The organism is Chryseobacterium sp. HR92, from assembly GCF_045689405.1.
Lineage (GTDB): Bacteria > Bacteroidota > Bacteroidia > Flavobacteriales > Weeksellaceae > Chryseobacterium > Chryseobacterium viscerum_A.
Genome location: NZ_CP139139.1, coordinates 2,028,873 through 2,053,205 on the forward strand (window position 1 = coordinate 2,028,873; position 24,333 = coordinate 2,053,205).

The following is a 24,333-nucleotide window of genomic DNA, read 5'->3' on the forward strand; positions in this document are numbered from 1 at the left end:
AATTAATTAAAAAATCAACACAATGAACACACAGTCAAAAATCACAGTTTTAGCAATGGTAGCTTTATCATTTGCATTCAGCGGAAAGGTAACTGCACAAACGATGAAAGAAAAAACAGTAATGGTAGGAGGAGCTCCAATGTATCCGTCCAAAAATATCATTGAAAACGCTGTCAATTCCAAAGACCACAAAACCCTTGTTGCGGCAGTGAAAGCTGCCGGTTTAGTAGAAACATTACAGGGTGCAGGCCCATTTACAGTACTGGCACCCACAGATGCTGCCTTTGCAAAACTTCCGAAAGGAACAGTAGAAAGTCTTGTAAAACCTGAAAACAAAGCAACACTTACCAGTATTCTGACTTATCATGTTCTGCCAGGAAGATACAGCGCAAAAGAAATCTGGGCTGCTGTAAAAGCCGGTAACGGAAAAAGTATGATGAAAACAGTACAGGGAGAAGATCTTACTTTCTGGACTAAAGGAAAAGACCTTTACATAAAAGATGCAAAAGGAAACAGTGCGAAAGTAACCATCGCAGACGTGAACCAGTCTAACGGAGTGATTCATGTAATAGACACGGTTTTAATGCCATAACAATTTATAAGATTTCAGACAGCATATTTCAGTATGCTGTTTTTCTTCTTTTATCCTAACACTAAAAAAATTAATAGTATGAAAAAGATAATTCAGGTTTCTAATCAGGGAGTTACCCTTGATACAAGCAGAAGAAACTTTTTAAAATTAAGTGGAGTAGGATTGGCTGTCGCAGGCCTTACTTTAATAGGATGCGATGACAATGATGATTTTCAGATCATGGAAGAATCCAAGTATGATCTGGGAACAGGAGATGTAGGCGTATTAAACTATGCCTATGCACTCGAACAGCTGGAAGCAGATTTTTATACCAAAGTGGTCAATAATTTTTATACAGGAATTTCCAGTATTGAAAAAGAAGTTTTTACAGACCTCTATCATCATGAAGTGATTCACCGGGATTTCTTTAAAGCAGCCATTAGCGGTGCTACAGACCACGTGCTTCCAAAACTTGAATTCCAGTATCCAAATGTTAATTTTAATGACCGTAATTCAGTTTTAGCCACAGCAAAAGCATTAGAAGATACGGGGGTAGCAGCCTATAATGGAGCCGGAAAGTATATTTCCAATCCTGCTTATCTGGTGATTGCCGGTAAAATAGTTTCGGTGGAGGCCAGACATGCTTCTGCGATCAGAAATTTAATCAATCCCGGATCTGCTGATTTTTCAGGAGATGATGTGATAGATGCCAACGGACTTGACCTTGCAAAAGAGCCCAAAGATATCGTAATGGCTGCAGGAGCGTTTATCAAAACACCTTTTACCTGGAAAGAAAGAGGCATTAACTAACCATTCACCCTTAAAAATTACATTATGAATATTCTTAGATTACTGGATAAGCTTTCTTATGATAAATTTTTCACCACGGAAGCTTCAAGACTGGAAACCATTACGAATATGTCATTATTCGGAAAAAAAGCAGCTACAGCAGCTGTACCGCTTGGACTGGGAGCGTTGATGACTACTCCTGTCAAAGCAGAAACTACAGAAACAAAATTAACAGGTACTGCCTTGAAAAGTACACTGACGGATGCATTACAGCTGGCACTTGTACTGGAATATCTTGAAAATGAATATTACAGCATAGGACTATCTACACCAGGATTAATTCCTACTGGAGACAGAACGGTTTTTATGCAGATCTCAAAACACGAATCAGCCCATGTCAGCTTTCTGAAAAGTACACTGACTTCTCTGGGTACAACACCGGGTAATAAACCAACATTTGACTTTACAGCCAACGGAAGTTTTATGCCTTTTACAGATTATAATCAGTTTCTTATTCTTGCTCAGGCTTTTGAAGATACCGGAGTAAGAGCTTATAAAGGACAGGCCGGAAATGTAATGTCCAATAAAGTTGTACTTCAGGCTGCATTACAGATTCACTCTGTTGAAGCCAGACATGCTTCTCAGGTGAGAAGGATGAGAGCCAATAAAGGCTGGATTGAGCTTGCTGATGGAGGAAGTATGCCATCTGCAACTAATCCTGTCTATGCCGGAGAAGATAATGTAAACCAGGCAGGCTATAATACCGGAACTTTATTTGGAACAGCAGCTGGTTCTGCAGCTTACGATGAAATATTAAGTGGAAGCGATGCACAGACTATTGCCTCATTGTTCATAGTTTAGTTGTGATTTGGATGATGATAAAGTGGTGTCCATTTCCGGAAAAATCCGGAAATGGATTTTTATTATATTCTATTGAATTGTATATGCGGATTCCAGGTGTACGGAATTCATTTTTTCTTCCTTTAATAATTTCAGTTGAAGCCCCCTGATAGAGCAGAGTTAAGCAGGTATTGGTTTAAATAAAAAATCCCCAGTAATTCCTGGGGATAAAAACTAATAACCATGAAACTCAAATTAATGAGATAATCAAGCCGCAAATGTATTGAAAAAAGATTCAAAGTCCCATTATTTTGAATTATTTTTTTCTGTTTTTTTAAAAAAATGTACAGAAAGCCTCAATGTTTGCCGCCCGGAAGCATCTCAAAAAAAGATATTTTTAATTCTGGATGGATCTCAAAAAAAGATAAGCTTTATGCCTATCTTATTTAACTGCCGTTCAACATCCGTTACCCTCAGTTTTTCAGCAGTTCAGTTAATATGAATGTTGTATTTTTAAGATTAAACAAGGAGTCTATTGTAGTGCTTTCAATTGGGTGCTAAGCTCAGTATAATCTATACTACCGACATTTTTATCAATTACTTTCCCATTTTTTATAATAAAAGTTAATGGGATAGCACGATATCCCAATAAACCATTTCCTCCTAAAAAGGTTTTGATGGCTTCAATGTATTCTGTATTTTGAAGTGTAATATCGTTTATTGTATTCTTAGCCAGGAAAGTTTTTAATTTTTCAGGATCTTCATCAATAGATAAAAAAGCAAACTTTATGTTTGGATTCTCTTTACTTATTTTTTTGAAAGTAGGAATTTCCTGAATACAGGGCTTACACCATGTAGCCCAAACATTTACCACCACGAGTCCATCCTTACTCAGATATTCTTTTTGGAAAGGGCTGTTTTCAATACTTCCGGAGGATTTTGATTTGTGCTGGATGAGTATAGAATTATCAGCTGTACTTATTTTGATGAATTTAAATCCAAGAAAAATAGCAGCTGCTGGAATAATGATAATTAATATCACTTTTTTTATCATCTGTTTTTTTTTGTAAAATTATGTAAATCCCTGATATCATAAATGATCAAAACTGTAGATATTAAACTACAGGAATGGCAAATTAAATTGTCAGATATCAGATTTCATTATCCTTTTATAAGGATTATTTTTTAAAATAATAAAGTAGGGTTTGTCTATTGATTTTGTGTTTTCTGATAGATTTTGTGAATTTTTGGAATTGAATTTATTGAGATGGCTTTGGGAGATCAACGCTCTATATTTGCCCCACAATAAATAAGAAATTATGAAAAAAAATGTGTTTTTAGCTGGGATTCTCATGACGTCTACACTGTATTCCCAGCAACTGACAACTAATACGGGAAGCCCTGTAGGAGATAACCAGAATTCTAAAACGGTAGGAAATAACGGACCTGTTTTACTGGAGGATATTCATTTAATTGAGAAGTTGGCCGCTTTTGACAGAGAAAGGATTCCTGAAAGGGTAGTACATGCGAGAGGGGCTGGTGCCATTGGTGAATTTGTTGCAGATGCTGATTTTTCAGATGTTACCATGGCTGATTTTCTATCAAAAACAGGAAAGAAAACACCTGTATTGGTAAGGTTTTCTACAGTAGTACATCAGCAGGGATCTCCGGAAACCTTCAGAGATCCAAGAGGATTTGCTGTTAAATTTTATACTGATCAGGGGAATTATGATTTAGTAGGTAACAATTTACCGGTGTTTTTCATCAGAGATGCCATGAAATTTCCTGATATGGTTCACGCTTTTAAACCATCTCCGGTTACCAATAACGCTTCTGATAATAATAGGGTTTTTGATTTTATGGCTAATATTCCCGAAGCTACACATATGCTGACCTGGTTATTCTCAGATTACGGAATTCCTGCCAGTTACAGGGAAATGCAGGGAAATGGAGTGCATGCCTTCAAATGGGTCAATGCGAAAGGAGAAGTAACCTATGTGAAGTACAAATGGGTCCCTCAGCAAGGCGAAAAGAATCTTACTCAGGAAGAAGCGGATAAAATTCAATCTACACAAATAGAACATGCGACGAGAGATTTGTACAGTGCGATTCAGAATAAAAACTTTCCGAAGTGGGATTTGTATGTGCAGATGCTGAAAAAAGATGATTTTGAAAAGCTTGATTTTAATCCGGTAGATGTGACCAAAATTTGGCCGGAATCTATTGCAAAATCGGTTAAAGCAGGAACGATGACTCTTAATCAGAATCCAACGAACTATTTTCAGCAGGTAGAGCAGGCTGCTTTTTCTCCAGGAACTCTTGTGCCGGGAATTGAACCGTCAGAAGATAAACTGTTACAGGGAAGACTGTTTTCTTATTTTGACACCCAAAGACACAGAATTGGAGGGAATTTCCAGCAGTTGCCGATTAATGCATCAAAAAATGAGGTTATGACATACAATCAAAATGGCTACATGTCTATGAGACCTCAAAGCGGTGAAGTTAACTACCAGCCTTCAGCGGGAAAACCGGAAGTGACTGATAATAAAAAATTCAAATACTCCCAGACCGTTTTTCCGGCAGGTACATCATCTATACAGGCTAAAATAGATAAGGAAAATAATTTTAAACAGGCTGGAGAACTGTACAGGTCTTTCTCTAAAAAAGACCAGGATAACCTGATTAAAAACCTTGGAAATGCTTTGAACAGCGTTACCAATAAAAAAGTAGTGGCTAAAATGATCTCTTACTTCTATCAGGCAGACTCAGAATATGGAAAACGTCTGGCACAATATGTTAAAATGGACCGTCAGCAGCTAGAGTCTTTATTATCTTCAAAATAAGAATAATGAAACATCTGATTTCCGTTGTCATTCTGTTTTTTGCGATTGGCAGGATGAATGCGCAGGACATCTTTTCGCAGGCAAAGACAGGCAATGTAGAAGCCATGTCTCAATTTAAAAACGATATTGATTCTAAAAACACAGAAGGCTATACTCCCTTAATTTTAGCCGTATATCATAATCATTACGAAGCAGCTCGGTGGCTGCTTGAAAACGGAGCAAAACCCGATTTGCAGGACCAGAGTGGTAGTACTGCATTAATGGGTGCCACCTTTAAAGGATATAAAGAAATGGTTTCATTACTCATTTCCTTTAAAGCAGATATGAATGCCAGAAATTATAATGATGCAACAGCTCTGATTTATGCCGCTGTTTTTGGCAGAACAGAAATTCTGAAAATGCTCTTAGAAAAAGGAGCTGATAAGAATATAAAGGATAACAGAGGAAACACTGCCCTGCAGCATGCTCTGATGCAGAATAATGAAGAGGCCGTGAAATTGCTTCAGAAAGAATCAGTAAGTAAATAATACAATTATGATCTGCTGATTAAAAATAAGAAATCCCCTTTATCAATCTGATATTGGGGATTTTGTTTGGGTATTACATCTTAGTGTTTTGTTAAATCCTCGTGATTATTTGTATTTGTGCGCCTGGTTTTTATCTCCTAATCGTACAAGATCTACTGTGTTTTTGATATTCAGTTTTTTGTAGACTCTTGCTTTGTAAGTGCTTACTGTAGAAAGATGCAGGTTCAGTTCATTCGATATCTCAATATTGCCATATCCTTTTATCAATAAATCAAATATTTCCTTTTCCCTTTCGGATAAAGCTTCTATCGGGTTGACAGGAGTATCTTTTTTAGCTGAAGAAACCAGTTTTTTTACAATATCCGGAGAATAATAAGTTCCTGTTTCAAAGATATTTCCCACTGCTTCCAGGATATTATTTTCATCACATAATTTATTAATGTATCCGTCGGCCCCTTCAATGATATATTGTACTGCAATATCATTGTCATATACTGAAAACACTAAAATCTTAAGGTCAGGCTGTATTTTTTTTACTTCACCAATCATGCTCAGATATTTACTCTCCGGCATATTGATATCCAGGATCAATAAGTCGAATTTCTCAACGAGCAGTTGAGCTGTCAGATCTGTATAAGATTCTGCGTAAGAAATCTTCACATCTTTGTAGTGGGATTCCAAAATGAGGGTAGTTCCCAATCTCACCACAAAATGATCATCAGCAATAATAATTTTTCTATCCATATTTTTGTTTTTTTATTTTAATCGATACTATTGTTCCATATGGGTTATTGTTTTTAAAGTCTATTTTACCATTGATCATCATGAGTAATTGAAGAATAAGGTGCAGTCCCAGACTGTATTTTTGTAAAATGAGTTTTTCATTTTCAATATTATTCTGAAGCTTTTCATAATACTTCATCTGTTCCTGGCTCATTCCTTTTCCTGTGTCTCTTACTTCCAGAAAAAAGATGCTGTCATCTTCAATGGTAGACAGCTCTATAGTTCCGTTTGTTGTATTTTTTATCGCGTTATCTATTAAATTATGAATAATAACCGCTACTACATTCTGGTTGATTTGGGAGTAAGTAGGATTTTTAACATGATTAATGATCTCTGTGTTCTGTTCTCTGGCGGCTCCTTCAAAAAGAGTTTTTTTGGTTTCGATAACTTCGTAAATATTGTAAGTTTCCTTTTTTTCGGAAATATTATAAATCTCGGCGTATTCCTTCAGGGTTTTTACAAAGTTGTAGAACTCTATTGAAGATTTATAAAAGCTTTCAAAGTGCTTTTTTTGTATATAATGATCGTGTTCATCTGTTTCATACAATTTCTTTGCCGCAATAGACAGATACTTTATAGGAGTGATAATGTCATGGCTTATAGTTTCCAGCAGTTTTTTCTGCTGAACACTTTCTTTTCGGAGCTGTTCCTTCGTATATTCCAGTTTTGAAACCGTTTTTAATAATTTCTGAGTTCTTATCTCAATGATTTTTTCCAATTCTCTTTTTTTCAGCTCCTGTCTTCTTATTCTTAGTTTTACCAGCTTTAATAAGATGAGTGATAGAATTAAAATGGTAAAAAACTTAAAAAGCAATGTCTGATAGAACAGATATTTTACATCAATATTCAGTGTTTTGTAAATGTATTTTCCTTTTGGAGAGGCTAGTACCCTTACGATAAGCTGATATTTTCCGGGTTCCAGATTGGTGATGTAGTATTTTCCATCACTGCTTACTTTCTCCCATTTCTCATTTTTAGAGCCTTTCAGTTTGGCTTCAATCACAAGATTTACCCGGTTGGCATAATAGGGTACATCTACCAATATCAAGGCTTTATAGAAGTTGTTTTCCAGATTGATGGTGTTCTTTTGTATGCTGCTTTTTGAATCATAAAATACAACACGCTCCATAAAGAAATTTTTCGGATAATAACTTTTTATCTTTTTAGGATCAAAAAATACCAGCCCTTTTATCGAAGGTAGAACAAAGCTTCCGTTCTGCAGAACTGCAGAACTGGGAGAACAACCTCCATTGAATTCATTCGTATTGAATCCGTCTTCTTTACTGTATCTGTAATAGTACACCGGAGATTTCCTATCTCTGGAATAGTTCAGAAGATTGTTTTTCAGTACCTGAAAGAGCCCGTTGTTGGTACTGATCCAGAAAAAACCTTTTTTATCTTCCAGAATCGTATGTGAAAATAAAAGATAACCGTCCTTATCGTCAGGCATTTTTATTAATTCTTTGTTTTTGTACAGAAAAAAACCGTTCCCTTGGGTCATAATCCAAAAATTACCATCATCAGTTTTTACAATTTCCCTTACATTCAAAGGTTCTGAAGATATTTTTTTAGGGGTAAAAGAGGGCGCTTCTATAGAATATAAGGCATCTCTGGTGCCTGCCAGCCATTTATTCCGGCCATATTCCTGTATAGAGGTTATAATATTGGAAATGGAAAGCTGCAAAAAGGATTTTTTGAAGCTGGCATCCTTATAAAAGATAAGTTGAGATCTTAGTGAAGGCTGATGAAATGCCACCACATAATAGTCTTTAATATTCCATACATAAGATACCGGTTTCCCAAAATTCTGCTGTTCTTTTTTCAAATAATCGGTGTCGCAGAGATAGCGCAGCAGAGATTTGTCCTTTTGTACGATGATGTTTTTTTTGTTATCGTACAATAAAAAATACCTGCTGGTGGTATTGAAATGATATTGTTTTAGCAATCCGTTTTCATTATAAACATCTCCTGATGAGGTGATTACTTTATCCTTTCCGAAAAGCAGCGGGGAATAAAAAATATTATCATAAGACTTGTCTGATTTGTTAACTACATGAAAGTTATTGAATTTAATGACATTCAAACCATCAGATAAGGTTCCCAGATAGAGCTTATTATTGACTTCATCATGATAAATGGAAGCTAAAGAGTTTTTATTCAGATCATAAGTTGCAATTTTTTTTATACTGATAGCATCGTGATCATACAGTACTTTGTACAATATATGATCATGAATGATAAAAGACTGATTGTTGACCTGGCTCCAGTATATTTTCGCATTCCTTTGAAAAAATACATCAGGGGCATCCAGATAAGTTATTTTTCCGGATGATATTTTAATGATTTTTTTTAACTTCTTAGATGTGATAAAAATGTTATGTCCAAAACAGAATGTATTCAATATATAATTCTCATCCAGCCCTTTGACGGGAGCCAGGTTTTGGTGGTTATATTGAATAGTACCATTGTGAGTAAGGTGGTAGAAGTTGTTTTTATCAAAATAAATGAAATATTTTAAATGCTCTACCTCTTCCAAGACTCTGTTTTTTAAAAAGATGGAATATGACCTGCTTTCAGTCAACACTTTTCGGATACAGTTGGTCTGTTTCTGTAAAATATTTACATTTCTTTTGGAGAGTAAAATGGTATTTTCACTGTAAGCCGTTAAATTATAAATAGAGTCTTTTTCAGCATTTCCAAAAAAGAAAGTGAACCTGTTATTCTTAAGATTAAGATGATTAAAGGTTACAAAATTATATCCGTCATAACGCACAAGTCCGTTTTCTGTACTCAGCCAGATAAATCCATATTTGTCTTTGGTAATATCCTTCACACTATTCTGCGGAAGACCGTTGTCTGTATCATACCATACAGAAGCTATCTGCTGGCTATAACAGAGTTGTACACAGAATAATAAATAAAATATATGGATTTTGCAGGACATCATTATGGGTAGAAAATTATGTTTGTGTTTTTAATAGAAATAGTGAATTATTATTATAAAGTTAGGAAAAATTAACGGCCAGCAAAAGTATACAATGTCATTTTTAAACTACATACTATTAAATTTAAAATTACAATCACAGCTATCTATTTTTACAATAATTATTTTACCATCCGTATAGGTTATCTGATCTTTGCCTCAACAATTTATTACCTGATTTAACAATGAATGTTAAATATGTTCCCACGTATTTTAATTACAATTTCAGGGTGGTTTATACAGGGGAGACTCAGAGCTCCTCTGTTAAAATTCAGGTAGTCAATAAGCAAATGAATGTCAGAAAAAAATAAACCAAAGGTTATGAAAAATAGAAAAATTACATCCTTAGCAGTGGTAATGCTTGGACTATCCATTACCGTATCCGGACAAACCGGAAATGTAGGAATCAATACGACTTCTCCTACAAAAACATTAGATATCAATGGAGAATTGCGTACCCGTACTTTACCATTAATTCCCGGAGGAACTCCCGTGGTTGCTGATGCAGATGGGAACATAGGAATATTTAAGCCCGTCAATCCCAACGATTTTATTGTATATAATTTGGATAGTAATATCAGACAGAATGATTCCAGGAATGTAGCTTTGACTTCGATAAGAAATAATGCGCAAAACGGAGGTTCTCCTCAGATTGACGCCAGTAATTGCTGGGTAGTTCCCAATTCTACAATTGGGTTGAAATTTCCTGCAAGCTCTATACGAAGAGGTACTGTATCCTGGGGATTATGGTTTGAGATGAATTACGCTGATTTAGGTCCGTTTTCTCAAACTTCCATTGAAGGTGGAACAGGAAAGATTAAAGTTCCTGTACTGTTCAATAGCAGAGCATACGCAAGACTTTATAAAAAAACAGGACCTGGAGTTAACGATTGGACGGAACAAAATACCGTAACTGTGGTAATGCAGACATCGCAGATTTCACCGTATTTCTTTGATGCAGCAAATTTAGACAGCTCAGGTAATCCATATGCTACAGGAGGTGCTACCAATGCCAATTACAGATATTTTCTTTATGCCAATTACAGTGTAGGTGACGGAACAGGGATTAGTATTGATCCGGATTCTGAATACAAAGTAGAATTACTATACGGAATTGAAAACTTATCTTCTCGTGCTAATATTACCGATACTGCTTTTTTACAGAACTGGGGAGTGCAGTCTACAGGATATAGTTTTTACAAGAATTAGATTTTTAATTACATTTTATAATGAGCGGAGTAGAAATATTCCGCCATTTGAATTCAAACCATTTTTTATAGAAAACAATATATTAACATAGCAATCTTCACAATTTGAGAGTTCAATGAAAATAAACAATAAGAAAAAAGTAATGAATCATATGATTTTTTTGCTCGTGGTAATTGTATTGCTTTTTGGAACTATTATTACGCTTAGGTTCTTTGGTTGTCATTTACTTTCAATATTGTTTGTTTTTATTACTCTTTTGGTATTGCTATACGGGAAACTTAAAAACAGATTCATCTTCGAATATGAAAACTCTGGAGAGATCCTTTCTATAAAAAGTTATCAATGGCTTTCAGGATGTAAAAAACCTCGTTTTGAAATGCCGCACAGGAAAATCTTAAATATTGAAATCAAGGAAGGAATTTTAAAAAAATACCTGGTTATTCTATTCTTAAGTTCTTCGGGAAAGGTATTAAGAATGGATATTGATATTACCTTTTGCAATGAAAATCAGGTGAATTTACTTTTCAGGGATATCACAAAAAATATGACCATGAAAAACCATGAGCTTATTTCCGAAAGGAGATGATGGAATTTTGAACAGTAAAGAAATTAATATAAGATGGAGAATTTAAAAGATATTCATATCGGAGATCTGCTGTATAAAAGAGTAAAGGAAGAAGATGTAGAAATAAACAGAATCTGTAAATTTCTGCAGAAAACAGAAAAGGAAGTTACAGAAATGTATTCTCAAAAGTCTGTAGGTGCAGATGTACTTTTAAAATGGTGTAAACTGCTTGAATATGATTTTTTCCGGCTGTACTCCAATCACTTGATTTTATACGCACCCGCTTCCAGCCCCAATAAAAAAGAAAAACAGTCCCAGCTGCCTCAATTCAGAAAAAGTTTATACACCAAAGAGATTATAGACTTTATGCTGGAACTTCTGGAGAATAAACAGATGACTGTTTTAGAAATCATGAATCAATACAGAATTCCAAAATCAACCCTCAATAAATGGATAAGCAAATACAAGTCATAAATACCGGCCCCAATTATAAACAGATCTATCATGACTTTATTGCAGCCAAATGCCCTGATAAAAGAGAATTTGTCAAAGGCTTTTTATCCAAGGACAGTCTGTCTGTATCCGATGTACTGAAGATTAATGCTATCATTTTTTTTGATGGAATATCCGAAAGTCAAAAATTCAAATCATATGATAAACAGGCTATTTTTGAAATCCTCGATTATCAGAAAAAGCATAGATTAAATAATACCCAGCTGGCCAGCCATTTTAAGCTGAGCAGAAATACGGTGACCAAATGGAAACGTACATTTTTAATATAAAGAAAAGAACACATTTTCCACTATAGCAATGTTGTTTATAATTTTGTTTTTTTCTAAGTTTTTAGAGTATATCTGATGATAGATATGCTCTTTTTTATGGTTTCTATGTAAAGTTGAGAAATATTTTCTTTCTAAGTATTTGATTCATGTTTTGACTATTTTTTTTAAACAAAAACCTTCCTTGCAAAAAGCAAGGAAGGTTTTTCGATCAGAATGGTATAAGAACATTCTGATAACTACACCACAACATCTATTTTCACATTGATATTTCCGCGGGTTGCTTTTGAGTAGGGGCATGTTGCATGTGCTGTTTCCACAACTTTTCTGGCTTCATCTATAGGAAGCCCCGGTAAAATGATCTGTAAATGAGCCTGCAGAAAAAATCCGTCATCATTAGCCGCAAGATCGATTGAGGTATTGACAGACAGATCTGAAGGAAGATGAACTCCCATCTTAACAGCTCCCAAATGCATAGCTCCGATAAAACATGCAGACCATCCCGCTGCTAATAACTGTTCCGGATTCGTTCCGTTTCCTTTTGCTCCGGGAGAGGTCAGTTCAATGTCCAGTTTTCCGTCACTGCTTGTCGCTTCTCCGTTGCGTCCGCCGGTTACCACAACGTTACCGGAATACAGTACTTTACTGATGTTAACTACGGTAGTATTTTCTACTTCCTGAATGGTATTTAATTCCATATTTTTATTATTTAAATTGAACAATATTATTAACTGATCTGTTGTTAAAGTTTTTTTCTTAAATCTTTGAAAGCCGCTCTGAGTTCTTCCGTAAAGACCTGTGGTTGTTCCCAGGCTGCAAAATGTCCTCCTTTGGGAGCTTTATGGTAATAATATAAGGTAGGGTAGGCACGTTTTGACCAGCTTTCAGGAGCCTGATAAATCTCGTGAGGAAATACCGAAATGGCTACGGGAATTTTAATGTCTTTTGTTTTCTGTGCTTCAGCACTGAAGTTATTTTTATTGTTTTCCCAATAGAAACGTGAAGAAGATGCTCCTGTATTGGTAAGCCAATAAAGCGTAATATCATCAAGGATTGCATCACGGCCGATTACATTTTCAGGATGAAGATCACTTTCGCTCCATTCAGCAATTTTCTCGTAAAGGAATGCGGCTAAAGCACCTGGAGAATCGGAAAGTAAATACCCTGTCGTCTGTGGACGGGTTACCATCATTCCTCCATAGGCTGCATTTCTTCCAAAAAATGTACTCATTGCATTATAGGCCTTTGCTTCTGAAGCGGAAAGTCCGGCAGGAACAGGATCTCCTGCATTGATAGGTTTTACAAGCTCAGCAGGAATGGTGGCCGGCATGGTAAGATGAATTCCCAAAAGACCAGAAGGAGCTTGCTTTGCCAAGGCATCAGATATTACAGAACCGTGGTCACCGCCCTCAGAAACATATTTGTTGTAGCCAAGTCTTTTCATCAGAACATCCCAGGCACGGGCAACACGGTCCGGATTCCAGCCCAATTCAGTAGGGATTTCTGAAAAACCGTAACCGGGAATAGCAGGGATGATCACATCAAAAGCATCACTTGCTTTTCCACCATATTTTACAGGATCTGTCAGAGGGCCTATGGCATCAATGAATTCTAACGGAGAACCCGGCCAGCCGTGAGTAAGAATTACAGGCATTGCATTAGATTCTTTTGAACGTACATGAATGAACTGGATATCAAGCCCGTCAATCTTTGTGACGAATTGCGGGAGAGCATTCAATTTATTCTCCACTTTTCGCCAGTCATAGTCATTGCCCCAATAGGTGATCAGTTCTTGTAACTGATCGAGCTGAATTCCCTGAGAAGCATCTTTTACTGTCTCTTTATCAGGAAAACGCGTCTCTGAAATTCTTCTTTTGAGCTCATCCAGCTGAGATTGTGGAATATTGATGTGAAAAGGACGGATACTTGTGTCAGATTTTGACGAAACCGTAGGAATGTTATTAGCCTGCGCTTTAAAGACTGCAGGAGTACTTAGGATAAAAGTTGCTGCTAACACGATGGTTGAAATTGTTGTTTTCATTGCTTTATTGTTTTAAATTTTAAATCTGATTTTCTTTTTTGATGAGACAAAATTAGGCCCTGGAAAACGGCTGATAAATAAGTGATTTGTTCAAGCAGTCATATTTTGAAGCGAAATAGACATTACAGGTGGTGAACAGAAAAATAAGATAAGAATGAGTGAAGAGGCAAAGAAAAACTGAGGAAAGTAAGTAGGCTGTCCGATTCAGAAAAAGATAAAAAAATAAGCTCCATTCTTTGAAGGACGGAGCTTATTTTTTGACTGTATTATTTTGGAAAACTATCCGTGAGCTTCTACGGATACCTCATTCCATTCTTCCCAGACTTTTAGTCGCTGTTCATAATTCTGTTTTACAAAAGGAAGAGCTACTTTTCCAAGTAATAAACGCAATGGAGGATTTTCAGTCTCCGCTAATTTGATAAGTGCCGGTGCTGTAGCTTCTACACTTCCGAAAGAGGTTTCAGCTTCAGAAAAAGCTTTTTTAAGACTATCATAAACAGGATTGCTTTGAGTATTAATTCCTGTATGCCAGATATTGGAAGCATAGCCATTAGGTTCTACCAAAGTAACATGAATTCCGAATTCTTTCACTTCCGTAGCTAACGTTTCACTTAACCCTTCTAATGCAAATTTAGACGCATTGTATAGTCCCATCGTTGGTAAAGTGGCTAATCCCAGAATAGAAGAAACCTGAATGATATGGCCGCTTTTCTGACCTCTCATGATAGGAAGTACTGCTTGTGTAAGCCATAAAGTTCCAAAGAAATTCGTTTCGAACTGTGCTCTGGCTTCCTGTTCATTTGTTTCTTCAATAGCACCTGTTAGTGCATATCCTGCATTATTGATCAGGATATCAATGCTTCCAAAGTGCTGCTGTACTTTCTGAGCCACAGCTAAAGATTCTTCGCGCTTATCTACGTCTAAGGTTAAAGGCAATACAGAATCGCCATATTTTTCTTTTAAATCATTAAGCGTTTCAACGTTTCTGGCTGTTGCTGCCACGTTATATCCTTTTGCTAAAAATGCTTCTGCCCATGCTTTTCCGAACCCTTTTGATGCTCCTGTAATTAAAACTGTTTTTGACATTGTTTTGTTTTTTTAATTAATTGTTATGATGATACTTTTTATAAAGTTTTCTATTTTAAATTAAATGACCGATCGGTCATTTTTTTGAGAAAAAAAATTACACTGTATTTTCCTCTATTATCTTTTTCAGACTATTTCCAATAATTTCTATTTTATCATTATTGCCAGACATTCTTGACATTAGGTGCCCACCTTCAAGCATTGCAAATAAAACGGTTGCAAAGTCTGTCGGATTCCATTCTGCTCTGAATTCTTTATTGATTATTCCTTTTTCTATAATACCGGAAAGCAATTCTTCTCCTTGTTTAATTCCCCGGTTTACCTTTTCTTTAACTATCGGATTGGTATCGTCCGCTTCTGTTCCAAAGTTTAACAAAGGGCAGCCTCCAACTACAGGTGGATGGTTGGGATCACTGAAAAAATCAATGTATGCGAATAATTGCTCTTTTGAAGTTTTGAATCTACTTAAAGTTTTCTGAAGTTGATCACTCAGCATTTTCATATTATGTTCAACAGCGGCGCAGGCCAGTACTTCTTTATTTTCGAAATGGACATACATACTGCCTTTGGACAATTTAGTGGCCTCCATAATATCACTCATAGAAGTAGCTGCAATCCCTTTTGTATTAAAAATAGGAGCTGCTTTTTCTATAATGAACTGTCTGGTTTCTTCACCTTTTGCCATGATATAATAAAATAATGGTACAAATATATGACCGATTGGTCATAAAAGCAAAATTTTTGTAAGTTATTTTGAGAAAAACACAAAATTAATTTTCTAATTATTTGATTTTGTTTTAGTTGTGTTTTATTTTTATAGCATACTGCAGGACCGAAATCCTGCAGTGATCAATTCTCATTTGTGTTATAGAATCGAAGTTTACAAAAAAGTGAAAAATAAGGCATACATTCAATAGAGGGATATTACAATATATGCAGCAACTAAAAATCTTAATTTATAGGAATTCAAAGCTCAGTCAGTATTTTTTGATCCATTTGTACAAAGTAGTTTTTGGGATCCTGTAATCTTCTATTATTTGTTGTTTGGTTTTTTCATTTGTTTTTAAGAGATTGAGGATAAAATCAATCATTTCAATGGTATAAATATTTTTCCTGAACTTCGGAAGCTGTGTTTTTCTGTGTTTTAATTTTTGATAATAATCTGATGATAGAGGAGGTGAATACAGTAAAAGATGCTGAGAGTAAATCCTGAAGAAATCATAAGTTAAAAGCTTGCTCCATTTAAGAAGTATCTCTGCGTCCAAAGATTTGCTTTTGTACATCTCTGCAAGTTCCTTATCGCTGCATTGCATAAAGTTCAGCAGTCTGTCTGGAGAAAATCCGGTTTCTTCTACCCGTTTTTGTATCAATTCACCAATATGGATGTCTTTAAAAAGCATAATAAAAGAATTGGAATAAAACATCTTTTGCAAGAGGCAAAAGATGTTTTTGAATAAATTAACGGAATTAATTGTTGTATATTAAAACCTGCATTTTAGTAAGCATGCATTCTTTATCTAGATTGTATCCGGAGAAAGTAGTAGGATTTACATTAACTCTTGCTGTTCCCGCCCATGAAGAATACTGAACCTTAAATGTGTATGTTCCTTCATTCAAAACCACTGATTTAAGAAAGGTTACAGGAACAGGCATATTGACTAATCCTGCGGTGCCGGAATACGGAACAGGAAAAGAATAATTAGTATCAAGAGCATGAATATTAACAGTAACAGATGAATTTGCTTGAGTACTATTAGGAAAGAACCCTGCTTTAGATACATATGCTGAGGAAATTTTAGTTCCATTTTGTAGAAGTGTAAAAACACCCTGGGATGTTGATCCTGTGGTGATATCTAATGCATATCCTAAAATAGTAAACAGTAAGGTTTGAGTTCTGCCGGGAGGAACCGTTACATTAAGAGTTACTCCTGGTACATCAATTGTTTGTCCTGCTGTAGCTGTGGCTTCACTAAGCCCTTGAACATACATTGCACCATTAACACTTCCGCTTACCGTATTCAAAGTCTGCCAAGCAGGCGCAGTACCCGGTCCCTGAGAAGTAAGAATCTGGCCTGAGATTCCGGGTGAGCCGGCTGTAGTAGCGGTTCCACCTACATTCACTTCGTTGACTACTTGTAATGAACCATTTACATGTAATGTCTTCTGAGGAGTTGAGGTTTGAATACCAACCTGTGAATACACGTTCAATGAGGTCAATAGTACAATGGGTAATAATAATTTTTTCATAGATGTAAAGATTTTTATTTTTTTACCTGAGATTTATAGAAACATAAGTGTGTGTGCTGTAAATCAAGAGGATACATTTTGTTTCTGCAATATTACTTTCAGACTTTATGCCATGCAAAATTTCATCTATGACATAGCTATGACATGGATTTAACATTCTGGTTATCATTGTTTTATTTTTTTTTAATAAACAAGGTATAAGCTATTGAAAATATTCACTTGTTATTTTTTGAATAGAGAGCAGTGCTAACCTTAGAATAGAGCTTGTATTTCACAAGGTGTAATGGTTTTAATTGATAAAACTGAAACTTATTCTTTTTACTATTAGATCAAGAAGTTGTAGTATTTGATTCTTGTAAGAGGAAGAAAAATGATCTGAATAATAATGGGATTTTATTCATTAAGAAAATAAGAGAAAAGCAACAAAAATTCCTCAGGTCATATCTATGTCATACCTATATCGGTTCTTTTTTTCTTTAAATATTTTATCATTGTCCTTACAATAGGATGTACTCTTGTAGAATGCTGAGTTGGATATTGTTTTTTTTTATTATTGATGATTTTTTAATAATTAAATACTTGATTTGTATTAATTTGAATATTTTTTTACAATTATATTTGTTATATAAATTATTTACACATACTTACTACATGATGAAATTTTTCTTTTTGTTTTTCTCTTTTTTGTTGTTTGCACAGTCTAAAATTACCACAACAACTATTGATAAGAGACTGGCGAAATCTAATGCTCTTCTTATTGAAGGACATACGGATGAAATGGTAGCACTAAATCTTTCGATACTTGATGATGCTAAACATATTAATTATGCCGAAGGTAAATTGTCTGCCTATTATAATCTGGCCCTTGCTTTTTCAATGCAATACAAGTATAATAGAAGCAATTACTTCTTAAAGATGATGGAACCTGAATTTAAAAATTCGGATGCTGAAGATCAGGAAATTTCCATGAATATATTGTATAGTATCAATTACAGAGGAATTAAAATGTATGACGAAGCTCTGAAAAAGCTGAAAAATAATCTTTTGATGGCGAATGATTTAAAAAATGATTCTACCAGATATGCAATAAAGGGGTTGATCCTTGTCCAGATAGGGCGAAACTATCTTGAGAAAAAGCAATATGACTCTGTTGCTTATTATGGAAAGATGATTATTGATGAGTTGAAGAAACCTAAAAGAATGGATGATGGCATGAATTCAAGCTTGAAAGCAGCAATGTTACTTTTAGCAGAAGCAAAGCTCCACGAAAACAAAATTGATTCTGCAGAGTTTTATATTAAATCTGCTCAATCTGTGCCCATTAAGTGGGGAAATAATGATTTTGCAACATTTAAGCTTTTGGGACAAATTCACGATGTAAGAAAACAATATGATTCGGCAATTGTAGATTATGAAAAAGCAATAAAGCTTGCTAAAAAAGCAAAGAATTTTAGAAAATTATCAGAGCTATACGGTTTAATAGCGAGATCATATGAAAAAACCGGCCAGATTGATATCGGAAATAAGTATGAGCTTAAATATACTAGTCTTAGTGACAGCTTAAAAAGGATAGATGAGGAGAATCTTAAAGATACTGTAGGCCTGCTTGTAGAGGAAAAACAGAAACCTTTGGAGCATAAAACCAACCTTTTATTATATATTATTCTTATAGGAATTGTGAGCACAGGTATTGTCATTTTTGTTGTATATACCAGAATAAAAAATAAAGATAGAGTGTTGAATTTAAGAGAAAAAGAAGCTCAGGAACTTAATCAAAAATTGAATTTTGCCTTTGAAGAAGTTATTCGGTTGGCAAAAAATAATGATCCCCAATTTCTGGCCCGTTTTCAGGAGGTTTACCCTGATTTTATCCCAGGATTATTGAAAATAGAACCTGAACTGCAGAGTACGGAATTAAAATTTTGTGCACTGTTATTTCTTAATTTTTCTACCAAAGATATTGCTGCGTATACTTTTGTGCAGCCTCAATCTGTACAGACCAGAAAAAACCGCTTGCGTAAAAGATTGGGGATTCCATCGGATGAAGATATTTATCTGTGGATGAAAAAAATTAAATAGATGCTTATTATATCATCATCGTTATTTTACTGCTTATAATTGAGTGTTTCACCGTGTTGTAACATCTATGTGATATATGTTTTTTTGGAAAAATACTAGAGATTAATCAAATTTGTGTTCCAGTAAAAATAGGAAAATTGTCATAAGTGGAATTTTTTAAGGATAAATTTATTTTTTGTGGCTAAGAGTTTAGTTATTATTGGCCGGAGACCAGCCACACTTCGGCCCCCTTTCCGGGATATTATTTGATTAAAATATAAAGAATCTATGCAAAAAACTGAATCACCTGATTATAAAAGAATATACGAAGATATCTTACGATTGAAGCATCCCACCAAAAAAGAACAATGTGAATCCATATTATCCAAAAGCAGATTTTCAGTAAAAGATGTTATTACCATCAATGATATTATTTTCCCGAAAGCGGATAAGAAGACCGAGTTTGATAATCAAAGACATCGTTCTTATGATGAATCAACGATTCTTGAAATTCTTGATTATCAGAAAAACAACAGGTTAAATAATTCCGAATTAGCAAGACGTTTTAAATTGAGCCGGAATACTGTTGCCAAATGGAGAAGACATTTTTTGCTGTAATGCCTTGTGTATTTAAGAAAATGATACACCAGATTATTTAGAGAGATGTTATTTCAGGTAATGGTTTATATCCCTTTTTAACCCTACATTTGTTTTGGTAAAAGGAATTATGAAGAAATTGGAGATTAAAAAAAATATTCAGAAACCGGAGGATAAAAACCTGTCTTTCCGGGTTTTTGATTTGAATAAAGATCATTTGGATTACTATGCAAAACCCCACAAAAAAGACCATTTTTGCATTTTCATTGTAGAACAGGGAAAACTTCAGGTTTATATTGAAGATAAAATTCACTGGATAAAAGCCGGAAAAATTTCCGTGATATTTCCGGAACAGGTACATTTTATTGGGGATTCAAGTGAAGACCTGATCGGGAAGATTATTCTGTTTGAGGAAATACTGTTTTGTTCCGATATTCTGAAAAATGAGTTGAGTACTTATAATGTCAATCTTTCTACACAGCTCAACTGTACAATACTTTCTCGTGAGGATTTTGAACAAAGCTTACGCAACACTTCAATCATTAAAGAAATTTATGAGCAGCCAACTCTTATAAAGAAAGAACAGGCCAGGTTTTATATCAAAATTGTTCTTCTGGGGCTTATTGAGTCCATTCATGGTTTACATCCGGTTTTGCATGAGAAAACAGCGGACAAACCTATCTATGTAAGGTTTAAAAAGCTGCTGAATGAGCATTACAAACAATACAGGACCGTTCAGTATTATGCAGAAGAATTGGCTATTACAACCAAAAAGCTGAACTCCATTACTAAAAAGCATTGCGGAGAGACAGCTATTCAGGTAATACACAACCGTATTTTAACGGAGATTAAACGACAGCTGATGTTTTCAGATTTTTCTCATAAAGAAATTGCTTTCGATCTGGGTTTTAATTCTCCTTCTGCCCTTAATAAATTTGTAAAAGCAAAACTCAAAGAAACCCCCACTGAACTTCAGCAGGAGCTGGCGCAAATGTATAACGCATAGTCCCGTTTGTATAACAGGGTCTGTGAAGGCTTGTCTAATTTTGTCTCATTAAAAATCAGATAAGAAAATGAGCAAATTATTTATTGCAGGCGAAGTCTTCCATGGAGCAGGAAGTCTTGATGAATTAAAAAATATTCAAGGTAAAAAAGTAGTCATTGTAACAGGAGGGAGCTCCATGAGAAAAAGCGGAACCCTTGATAAAGCGGTGGCTTATCTTAACGAAGCAGGAATTGAAACACAAATTTTTGAAGGGGTAGAAGAAGATCCTTCATCGGCAACATGTCTGAAAGGTGCAGAGGTAATGAATACTTTCCAGCCCGACTGGATTATCGGTTTGGGAGGATGTTCTGCAATTGATGCTGCAAAAATCATGTGGGTATTTTACGAATATCCTGAGGTGGAATTTGATGCCTTAATCAAGCCTTTCACAGTTCCGGTTCTGAGAAATAAAGCTAAATTTATTGCCATTCCTTCTACAAGCGGTACAGGAACTGAAACTACAGGACTTGCGGTAATTACCGACAGAGAGAAAGGAGTGAAATATCCTGTTGTTTCTTATGAATTGACACCGGATATAGCTATTATTGATGGAGAAATCTGTGCTTCAATGCCGGCTCATGTGACGTCCAATACAGGGCTTGATGCTTTAACGCACTGTGTGGAAGCTTATGTTTCAAATATTGATAACAATATTGCAGACGCTTTGTCCAAAGGAGGATTAGAGATTGTTTTTAATAACCTTAAAGAAGCTGTAGAAAACCCGGGTAATATTCAGGCCCGTCAGAATATGCATGATGCATCATTTATGGCTGGTTTAGCCTTCAACAATGCATGGTTGGGAATTGTTCATTCTCTGTCTCATCAGGTAGGAGCTTTGTATGGAATTCCTCATGGAGCTTCAAACGCTATCTTTCTTCCAAATGTGATCCGTTACAATGCTCTGGCTACAGAACGCTATCCTGATCTGGCAAGAGTAATCGGGAAAGAAACTACAGAAGAACTGGCTCAGGCTATTGAGACATTACGCTCTGAAGTCAACAATCAGTCAGCAATCAAAGATTTTGGAATTTCAAGAGAAGATTGGGATAAAAATCTTGATTATATTACAGCCAATGCTTTGGCAGATCCATGTACAGGTTTCAACCCGAGGGTTCCTGCGTTGGAAGAGTTGAGAGCTATTTATAATGCTTGTTATGAGGGTGTTGTATATGCGGAAGAAGTTGTTGCAGGATAATCTTTTGCAATCATCAATGAAATGATATCCAATGAGGTATTAGGAATATAATAAAAAGAGAACTCAGATGAGTTCTCTTTTTTCAGTTATTTAATTATTTAATCATCATTTTAATGGATTCTTTACGATACACATCATATGAAGAAAACCAATAAAAGTAACTGTTGATTGAACGGGAAATATTTATTTTCCTTTATTATAAACGAGTTCAAAGTTCGGGTTTCTTAAATAGGAGATGATGAGCTGATCATCACTAAGTTTTTTAATAAGTAATGTATCAATATCGTTTGAAACCTGACGAACTCCTGCAGTGTGGTACCACAAAAAAAGTGTATCATCAGAAACTTTCCATTTATCATACAATAAAGTGTGAATATTTACTGAAGCTGCAACACCGTTTTCATTAAGTTCGAAACCTTGCTTCTCTTTTTCCTGACCAGGAATAGGTTGTAACCATTTTCCTATAAGTTTAGTTTTTTGGGAGTTAGGATCTGAAGAGGTCTCCGTGCTCTCTTTTAAATTTTTGTTCTGAGTTGAAGGATTGCATGATGCTAAAACCCCGAGGATAACTAATGAAATAGCTTTTTTCATAATATCAAAAAATAATAAGTTTGTTTATTCTGTCTTTAAGTATTCTAATGTCTTATTATATTGTAATTATTAATTTTATCTTGGATTGCAAACTTAAGTCATATATTTTCTTATAAACTAAGATAAAATGTAGTTTTTGAGCGTGGTTTTTGTAGATTTATGATTACACGTTTTTGAATTTAGCGATAATTAAGTTTTTTTCAGCTGCTTAATTATTTAACCATAATCTTAATGCTTTCTCTAAGATCATTTTCATAAAGAATACTGATCATATAAGCGCCTTTACTGTAAGTTGAAAAATCTATTTTTATATCATATACATCAAGGTTTTTCAAGTCATTAAGTTTTCTTTGTGTCATATCATAAACAATAATATTCTTTAATTTTTCTTTACTCCTGATATAACAAAAATTTGTAACAGGATTGGGGTAAAACGTGAGTTCAGGCCTTACCTTTGGATCCATAGTTCCCAGAGAGCCAAGAGTAATTATTTTATTATAGGTTTCAGAACAGGAGTTTTTATGTACAGTCAGGAAAACGGTATAAGTTCCTGGAGATGTATATTGATGAACCGGATTTAATGAAGAATCTGTTGTACCATCTCCAAAATTCCATAGTATTGAAGTGTAATTTGCGGAATGATTGGTAAAGTTCACCGTTGTTCCATTAATGGCTGCTATAAAATCCGAATGAAGATGGAATACATTACTGTTCCATTGTGCAGGATTATTAAAAAAAACCTGATCTGCTATATTCTGAAAATTTTCGGCAGTGTTCTGAGGTAATCCATTATAAAAAGCGGATGGAAATATATGATCCTGAAAAACTGCAGAATACATAGAAGCTGCCACAAGATAGCTGCCTTTCGGCCCTGGATGAATGTCATTGTATGATCCGTGAAGGGCAAGATCCTGAGTAGCATTGTAATAATTCCTTGCAGACTCACCGGCAGGAACCATTTCCACCTGCATAAGATTAGACATCTTAGTGATGGAATCCTTTATTTTCTGCTGAAAAGCAAAATAAGTGTTGTATTCATTGGCTGATGGTACTCCATAAGGAATTTCGTAAAGAAATATTTTAGAACAAGGACTGTATTTACGGATAGAGTCTCTGATTTTACGACCGCGTTCAGCTGTTACTGAAACAGGGTAAGACTGACCTGCAGATTCGCCGGTTCCGGGCTGCATGATAACATATTTATAGTTTTTAGACCTTATTTTTTGATACAGTGACGGATCATCTACGTGATTTACAAAGCCTGTTCCGCCCGGAGTATGTGTCGTTATGGAAACATTTTTTCCTTTTGAAACGGCTAGATTTTTGAAAATTTCAGGCATATCATTAAAATAAGTGACACTGTTTCCTATAAACAGAACCTCATCGGACTGACAGAATGATAAGACTGAAAATCCGGTGCATATCAGAAAGAGTAATTTTTTCAGCATATATTATATTTTTGAATGATGATTTTAAAAAAAGGTACCTGCCGAAAACCACTTCTAATGCAGGTACGCAATACAAACGATGATTAAAAAATGTTTTTTATAAATATGAAGTTATATACTTTTCTTTATCCGTTTT

At 35.0% G+C, this 24,333-nt stretch carries 24 protein-coding genes; 13 read left to right on the forward strand and 11 right to left on the reverse strand.

Annotated elements, in window-relative coordinates:
* The first annotated feature begins 22 nt into the window (after nt 1-22).
* The 3 genes from SFA27_RS09065 to SFA27_RS09075 all read left to right on the forward strand — a co-directional run bounded on the left by SFA27_RS09065 (nt 23) and on the right by SFA27_RS09075 (nt 2,221).
* A complete protein-coding gene (locus SFA27_RS09065; RefSeq protein WP_105682258.1) occupies nt 23-592 on the forward strand; it encodes a fasciclin domain-containing protein in 570 nt (189 codons plus the stop codon).
* Between the two features lie 78 nt (nt 593-670).
* Nucleotides 671-1,381: a ferritin-like domain-containing protein gene (locus SFA27_RS09070; protein ID WP_407297791.1), complete on the forward strand. Its 711-nt coding sequence runs from the start codon at nt 671-673 to the stop codon at nt 1,379-1,381.
* A 24-nt stretch (nt 1,382-1,405) separates the two neighbouring features.
* The gene (locus SFA27_RS09075) at nt 1,406-2,221 is read left to right on the forward strand and encodes a ferritin-like domain-containing protein (protein ID WP_407297793.1); all 816 of its coding nucleotides are present in this window, start codon (nt 1,406-1,408) and stop codon (nt 2,219-2,221) included.
* Between the two features lie 511 nt (nt 2,222-2,732).
* Here SFA27_RS09075 and SFA27_RS09080 read toward each other — a convergent pair.
* Nucleotides 2,733-3,254, reverse strand: a complete 522-nt coding sequence (locus SFA27_RS09080) for a TlpA family protein disulfide reductase (protein WP_407297795.1) — start codon at nt 3,252-3,254, stop codon at nt 2,733-2,735.
* Between the two features lie 265 nt (nt 3,255-3,519).
* On the opposite strand from SFA27_RS09080, the gene SFA27_RS09085 reads away from it, so the two are divergent.
* Complete coding sequence (locus SFA27_RS09085) at nt 3,520-5,043, forward strand: catalase (protein WP_407297797.1); 1,524 nt, start codon at nt 3,520-3,522, stop codon at nt 5,041-5,043.
* A gap of 5 nt (nt 5,044-5,048) precedes the next feature.
* Nucleotides 5,049-5,570 (forward strand): ankyrin repeat domain-containing protein, encoded by a 522-nt coding sequence (locus SFA27_RS09090; protein WP_407297799.1) that lies wholly within the window; start codon nt 5,049-5,051, stop codon nt 5,568-5,570.
* A gap of 105 nt (nt 5,571-5,675) precedes the next feature.
* Here the strand turns inward: SFA27_RS09090 and SFA27_RS09095 are convergent, their stop codons facing one another.
* Together SFA27_RS09095 and SFA27_RS09100 are read right to left on the reverse strand one after the other, a co-directional pair.
* Entirely contained in the window at nt 5,676-6,314 is a 639-nt protein-coding gene (locus tag SFA27_RS09095; RefSeq protein WP_264517673.1) for a response regulator transcription factor, read from the reverse strand.
* Entirely contained in the window at nt 6,307-9,300 is a 2,994-nt protein-coding gene (locus SFA27_RS09100) for an ATP-binding protein (RefSeq protein ID WP_407297801.1), read from the reverse strand. The genes SFA27_RS09095 and SFA27_RS09100 overlap by 8 nt, the downstream gene beginning before the upstream one ends.
* Nucleotides 9,301-9,657: 357 nt before the next feature.
* Here SFA27_RS09100 and SFA27_RS09105 point away from each other — a divergent pair, with 357 nt between their 5' ends.
* The 4 genes from SFA27_RS09105 (at nt 9,658) to SFA27_RS09120 (ending at nt 11,892) form a co-directional block, all read left to right on the forward strand.
* Complete coding sequence (locus SFA27_RS09105) at nt 9,658-10,545, forward strand: hypothetical protein (protein ID WP_156118430.1); 888 nt, start codon at nt 9,658-9,660, stop codon at nt 10,543-10,545.
* Between the two features lie 115 nt (nt 10,546-10,660).
* Nucleotides 10,661-11,131, forward strand: a complete 471-nt coding sequence (locus tag SFA27_RS09110) for a hypothetical protein (RefSeq protein WP_407297803.1) — start codon at nt 10,661-10,663, stop codon at nt 11,129-11,131.
* Between the two features lie 33 nt (nt 11,132-11,164).
* Nucleotides 11,165-11,584, forward strand: coding sequence for a transposase (locus SFA27_RS09115; protein WP_407297805.1), 420 nt, complete (start codon nt 11,165-11,167; stop codon nt 11,582-11,584).
* Nucleotides 11,560-11,892, forward strand: a complete 333-nt coding sequence (locus tag SFA27_RS09120) for a helix-turn-helix domain-containing protein (protein WP_407297807.1) — start codon at nt 11,560-11,562, stop codon at nt 11,890-11,892. Before SFA27_RS09115 ends, SFA27_RS09120 begins: the two co-directional genes overlap by 25 nt.
* Before the next feature lie 236 nt (nt 11,893-12,128).
* On the opposite strand, the gene SFA27_RS09125 is transcribed toward SFA27_RS09120, so the two are convergent.
* The 6 genes from SFA27_RS09125 to SFA27_RS09150 form a co-directional block, all read right to left on the reverse strand.
* On the reverse strand, nt 12,129-12,587 hold the full coding sequence (locus SFA27_RS09125; RefSeq protein ID WP_407297809.1) for an organic hydroperoxide resistance protein: 459 nt from the start codon (nt 12,585-12,587) through the stop codon (nt 12,129-12,131).
* A gap of 44 nt (nt 12,588-12,631) precedes the next feature.
* Complete coding sequence (locus SFA27_RS09130) at nt 12,632-13,930, reverse strand: epoxide hydrolase family protein (protein WP_407297811.1); 1,299 nt, start codon at nt 13,928-13,930, stop codon at nt 12,632-12,634.
* A 279-nt stretch (nt 13,931-14,209) separates the two neighbouring features.
* Nucleotides 14,210-15,016, reverse strand: a complete 807-nt coding sequence (locus tag SFA27_RS09135; RefSeq protein WP_264517679.1) for an SDR family NAD(P)-dependent oxidoreductase — start codon at nt 15,014-15,016, stop codon at nt 14,210-14,212.
* A 97-nt stretch (nt 15,017-15,113) separates the two neighbouring features.
* Nucleotides 15,114-15,701 (reverse strand): TetR/AcrR family transcriptional regulator, encoded by a 588-nt coding sequence (locus SFA27_RS09140; protein WP_047377515.1) that lies wholly within the window; start codon nt 15,699-15,701, stop codon nt 15,114-15,116.
* Between the two features lie 292 nt (nt 15,702-15,993).
* The gene (locus tag SFA27_RS09145) at nt 15,994-16,416 is read right to left on the reverse strand and encodes a transposase (protein ID WP_264517680.1); all 423 of its coding nucleotides are present in this window, start codon (nt 16,414-16,416) and stop codon (nt 15,994-15,996) included.
* Nucleotides 16,417-16,483: 67 nt separating this feature from the next.
* On the reverse strand, nt 16,484-17,263 hold the full coding sequence (locus SFA27_RS09150) for a hypothetical protein (protein WP_264517681.1): 780 nt from the start codon (nt 17,261-17,263) through the stop codon (nt 16,484-16,486).
* 651 nt (nt 17,264-17,914) lie between these two features.
* Here SFA27_RS09150 and SFA27_RS09155 point away from each other — a divergent pair.
* From SFA27_RS09155 to SFA27_RS09170, 4 genes are all read left to right on the forward strand, one after another.
* The gene (locus SFA27_RS09155; protein ID WP_407297814.1) at nt 17,915-19,342 is read left to right on the forward strand and encodes a helix-turn-helix transcriptional regulator; all 1,428 of its coding nucleotides are present in this window, start codon (nt 17,915-17,917) and stop codon (nt 19,340-19,342) included.
* Between the two features lie 267 nt (nt 19,343-19,609).
* Nucleotides 19,610-19,939: a helix-turn-helix domain-containing protein gene (locus SFA27_RS09160; protein WP_264517683.1), complete on the forward strand. Its 330-nt coding sequence runs from the start codon at nt 19,610-19,612 to the stop codon at nt 19,937-19,939.
* A gap of 109 nt (nt 19,940-20,048) precedes the next feature.
* Nucleotides 20,049-20,924: an AraC family transcriptional regulator gene (locus tag SFA27_RS09165; protein WP_407297816.1), complete on the forward strand. Its 876-nt coding sequence runs from the start codon at nt 20,049-20,051 to the stop codon at nt 20,922-20,924.
* A gap of 67 nt (nt 20,925-20,991) precedes the next feature.
* On the forward strand, nt 20,992-22,158 hold the full coding sequence (locus SFA27_RS09170) for an iron-containing alcohol dehydrogenase (protein WP_047377510.1): 1,167 nt from the start codon (nt 20,992-20,994) through the stop codon (nt 22,156-22,158).
* 183 nt (nt 22,159-22,341) lie between these two features.
* Here SFA27_RS09170 and SFA27_RS09175 read toward each other — a convergent pair whose 3' ends face one another.
* Together SFA27_RS09175 and SFA27_RS09180 are read right to left on the reverse strand one after the other, a co-directional pair.
* The gene (locus SFA27_RS09175) at nt 22,342-22,749 is read right to left on the reverse strand and encodes a lipocalin family protein (RefSeq protein ID WP_407297819.1); all 408 of its coding nucleotides are present in this window, start codon (nt 22,747-22,749) and stop codon (nt 22,342-22,344) included.
* Between the two features lie 212 nt (nt 22,750-22,961).
* A complete protein-coding gene (locus SFA27_RS09180) occupies nt 22,962-24,197 on the reverse strand; it encodes a PKD domain-containing protein (protein ID WP_407297821.1) in 1,236 nt (411 codons plus the stop codon).
* Between the last annotated feature and the right edge of the window lie 136 nt (nt 24,198-24,333).

Coding starts and splice junctions, on each gene's coding strand:
- SFA27_RS09140 (WP_047377515.1), bottom strand. CDS start 15,701: ATGGCAAAAGGTGAAGAAACCAGACAGTTCATTATAGAAAAAGCAGCT.
- SFA27_RS09160 (WP_264517683.1), top strand. CDS start 19,610: ATGCAAAAAACTGAATCACCTGATTATAAAAGAATATACGAAGATATC.
- SFA27_RS09065 (WP_105682258.1), top strand. CDS start 23: ATGAACACACAGTCAAAAATCACAGTTTTAGCAATGGTAGCTTTATCA.
- SFA27_RS09125 (WP_407297809.1), bottom strand. CDS start 12,587: ATGGAATTAAATACCATTCAGGAAGTAGAAAATACTACCGTAGTTAAC.
- SFA27_RS09075 (WP_407297793.1), top strand. CDS start 1,406: ATGAATATTCTTAGATTACTGGATAAGCTTTCTTATGATAAATTTTTC.
- SFA27_RS09115 (WP_407297805.1), top strand. CDS start 11,165: ATGGAGAATTTAAAAGATATTCATATCGGAGATCTGCTGTATAAAAGA.
- SFA27_RS09105 (WP_156118430.1), top strand. CDS start 9,658: ATGAAAAATAGAAAAATTACATCCTTAGCAGTGGTAATGCTTGGACTA.
- SFA27_RS09090 (WP_407297799.1), top strand. CDS start 5,049: ATGAAACATCTGATTTCCGTTGTCATTCTGTTTTTTGCGATTGGCAGG.
- SFA27_RS09095 (WP_264517673.1), bottom strand. CDS start 6,314: ATGGATAGAAAAATTATTATTGCTGATGATCATTTTGTGGTGAGATTG.
- SFA27_RS09070 (WP_407297791.1), top strand. CDS start 671: ATGAAAAAGATAATTCAGGTTTCTAATCAGGGAGTTACCCTTGATACA.
- SFA27_RS09155 (WP_407297814.1), top strand. CDS start 17,915: ATGATGAAATTTTTCTTTTTGTTTTTCTCTTTTTTGTTGTTTGCACAG.
- SFA27_RS09150 (WP_264517681.1), bottom strand. CDS start 17,263: ATGAAAAAATTATTATTACCCATTGTACTATTGACCTCATTGAACGTG.
- SFA27_RS09170 (WP_047377510.1), top strand. CDS start 20,992: ATGAGCAAATTATTTATTGCAGGCGAAGTCTTCCATGGAGCAGGAAGT.
- SFA27_RS09110 (WP_407297803.1), top strand. CDS start 10,661: ATGAAAATAAACAATAAGAAAAAAGTAATGAATCATATGATTTTTTTG.
- SFA27_RS09100 (WP_407297801.1), bottom strand. CDS start 9,300: ATGATGTCCTGCAAAATCCATATATTTTATTTATTATTCTGTGTACAA.
- SFA27_RS09180 (WP_407297821.1), bottom strand. CDS start 24,197: ATGCTGAAAAAATTACTCTTTCTGATATGCACCGGATTTTCAGTCTTA.
- SFA27_RS09175 (WP_407297819.1), bottom strand. CDS start 22,749: ATGAAAAAAGCTATTTCATTAGTTATCCTCGGGGTTTTAGCATCATGC.
- SFA27_RS09085 (WP_407297797.1), top strand. CDS start 3,520: ATGAAAAAAAATGTGTTTTTAGCTGGGATTCTCATGACGTCTACACTG.
- SFA27_RS09130 (WP_407297811.1), bottom strand. CDS start 13,930: ATGAAAACAACAATTTCAACCATCGTGTTAGCAGCAACTTTTATCCTA.
- SFA27_RS09120 (WP_407297807.1), top strand. CDS start 11,560: ATGGATAAGCAAATACAAGTCATAAATACCGGCCCCAATTATAAACAG.
- SFA27_RS09165 (WP_407297816.1), top strand. CDS start 20,049: ATGAAGAAATTGGAGATTAAAAAAAATATTCAGAAACCGGAGGATAAA.
- SFA27_RS09145 (WP_264517680.1), bottom strand. CDS start 16,416: ATGCTTTTTAAAGACATCCATATTGGTGAATTGATACAAAAACGGGTA.
- SFA27_RS09080 (WP_407297795.1), bottom strand. CDS start 3,254: ATGATAAAAAAAGTGATATTAATTATCATTATTCCAGCAGCTGCTATT.
- SFA27_RS09135 (WP_264517679.1), bottom strand. CDS start 15,016: ATGTCAAAAACAGTTTTAATTACAGGAGCATCAAAAGGGTTCGGAAAA.